Annotated in this window: 3 protein-coding genes; 1 reads left to right on the top strand and 2 read right to left on the bottom strand. The window is 54.6% G+C overall.

The window, feature by feature from the left end:
- Together QT974_RS22585 and QT974_RS22580 are read right to left on the bottom strand one after the other, a co-directional pair.
- On the bottom strand, positions 1 to 357 hold a 357-nt coding region (locus tag QT974_RS22585; RefSeq protein WP_333470663.1), incomplete at its 3' end, for a hypothetical protein.
- Positions 354 to 905 carry a hypothetical protein gene (locus QT974_RS22580; RefSeq protein WP_333470662.1) on the bottom strand — a complete coding sequence of 184 codons (552 nt, stop codon included), beginning with the start codon at positions 903 to 905 and terminating at the stop codon, positions 354 to 356. The genes QT974_RS22585 and QT974_RS22580, both read right to left, overlap by 4 nt.
- Here QT974_RS22580 and QT974_RS22575 point away from each other — a divergent pair.
- The gene (locus tag QT974_RS22575; RefSeq protein ID WP_333470661.1) at positions 887 to 2,428 is read left to right on the top strand and encodes a CHAT domain-containing protein; all 1,542 of its coding nucleotides are present in this window, start codon (positions 887 to 889) and stop codon (positions 2,426 to 2,428) included. The genes QT974_RS22580 and QT974_RS22575 overlap by 19 nt on opposite strands.
- The last annotated feature ends 32 nt before the right edge of the window (positions 2,429 to 2,460 follow it).

Genomic DNA, 2,460 nt, shown 5'->3' with positions numbered 1-2,460 from the left:
CGCACCAACACCCGCACCAACACCCGCACCAACACCCGCACCAACACCCGCACCAGCACCAACACCCGCACCAACACCCGCACCAGCACCCGCACCAGCACCAACACCCGCGCCAACACCCGCGCCAACACCGATATCGACACCAGCGCCAACACCGATATCGACACCGATATCGACACCCCGCCCAACACCGATATCGACACCCCGCCCAACACCAGCACCAGCACCAACTCCCGCACCAGCACCAGCACCAGCACCAGCACCAACTCCCGCACCAGCACCAGCACCAGCACCAACTCCCGCACCAGCACCAGCACCAACTCCCGCATTAACCCCGACGCCAGCACCGGTCTTCAATTTGTCGCCAGCGCCAGCACCAACAATCGTGGAAAATCCGGCACCGGTCTTGAATTTGCCGCCAGCTCCAGCGCCAGCTCCAGCACCTGCGCCGATAATCGTGGAAAATCCGGCACCGGTCTTGAATTTGCCACCAGCTCCAGCGCCAGCTCCAGCGCCAGCACCGATAATTGTTCAAAATCCGGCGCCGGTCTTGAATTTGCCGCCAGCGCCAGCACCAGCGCCAGCACCGATAATCGTTCAAAATCCCGCGCCGGTCTTGAATTTGCCACCAGCGCCAGCTCCAGCGCCAGCACCAACAATCGTTCAAAATCCGGCACCGGTCTTGAATTTGCCACCAGCGCCAGCGCCAGCGCCAGCACCGATAATCGTGGAAAATCCGGCACCGGTCTTGAATTTGCCGCCAGCGCCAGCGCCAGCGCCAGCACCGATAATCGTGGAAAATCCCGCGCCGGTCTTGAATTTGCCACCAGCGCCAGCGCCAGCGCCAGCACCGATAATTGTTCAAAATCCCGCGCCGGTCTTGAATTTGCCACCAGCGCCAGCACCGATAATTGTTCAAAATCCCGCGCCGACAATTACTCAAATTGTCCCTGCACCAGCCCCAATCTACCTCGCACCCATACCCACAGCAGAACTCGCACCGGCGCTCCCTGTTAGCAGGCGGCCGGGCACAAATTCTTTATTTTCCGCCAGCTTGCAACAGCAAAACCAGATATCTAATTCGTTGCAACAGCGCAATTCACCTCCGCTATCCCCGAATATTCAGACTTCCAACTTACCAAGCAACTCTAACGGCCTGGTTTTTCCGGTAGAAAACAGATTTACCAGTGAGTTTGTTGATTATCTAGGTTTGCTACCCACAAATACGATCGCCACTTTAGAAGATACCCAAAATACTCTTCGCAGCGTCCAACAAGCCACAGGTATCAAACCAGCTCTCGTTTATATGAGTTTTTCACCCAAAGGTTCAACACTCGATCGACCTTATAACAGCTCGCCTCTGTTGCGTGTAGAACAGCAAATTCAAGGCTCTGACGAACTGGAACTCATGGTAGTCACTCCCGAAGGCGTGCCCGTTCGCCTGCGCGTCTCAGGAACCTCTCGCGCCCAGGTAATGGAAGCTGTTCGGAAATTTCGCAACGAACTGACTAATCCGGTAAAGCGCAATACTACAAGTTATTTGCCGTTGGCCCAGCAGCTCTACCAGTGGATGGTAGCGCCGCTCGAAGCAGAGTTGCAAGCTAGAGGCATTCAGAATTTATCTTTTATCTCGGATATGGGGTTGCGATCGATTCCCATGGCCGCCCTCCACGACGGTAAAGGCTTTCTGATCGAGCGTTACAGCGTCGGCTCGATGCCGAGTTTGAGTTTGACAGATACCAGCCCCGCCAATTTCAAAAATACCCAAGTTCTGGCCATGGGGGCGTCGCAATTTCCAGACATGACTCCTTTACCTGCGGTGGAAATAGAAGTATCGACAATCACCCCGCAGGAGTGGCCCGGGAAGTCTTTCTTGAACCAAGCTTTCACTCTGGCAAATTTGCAATCGCAGCGCCAGCAGTACCCTTTTGGGATGATTCATTTGGCTACTCACGCCGAATTTAAATCGGGAGAGCCCAGTCAATCGTTTATTCAATTGTGGGATAGTAAATTGCGTTTGGATCAGTTGCGCCAAATGGGATGGGGCAGCCCGCAGGTTGAGCTGTTGGTTTTGAGCGCTTGCAGGACTGCTGTGGGCGATCGGCAGGCAGAGTTGGGCTTTGGCGGTTTAGCCGTGCAAGCAGGAGTTAAATCGGCTTTGGCGACTCTTTGGTATGTCAGCGACGAAGGCAGTTTGGGATTGATGGCGGAGTTTTACGGCCAGTTGAAAACTGCTCCGATTAAAACAGAAGCCCTGCGTCAGGCGCAGTTAGCGATGTTGCGCCAAGAGGTGCGGATTGAAGGGCGAATGTTGCGGACTTCTGTTGGTAATGTGCCGCTACCTGCGGAATTGGCAAACAGCGCTACTCGGAATTTTTCTCATCCTTATTATTGGTCGGCTTTTAGAATGATTGGCAATCCTTGGTGATGAGATTTGTTTGACTGTGCGGGCGATCGACT

Source organism: Microcoleus sp. BM001215392 (genome assembly GCF_036700185.1).
Taxonomy (GTDB): Bacteria; Cyanobacteriota; Cyanobacteriia; order Cyanobacteriales; family Microcoleaceae; genus Microcoleus.
This window is presented reverse-complemented; position numbering and strand designations above follow the sequence as displayed.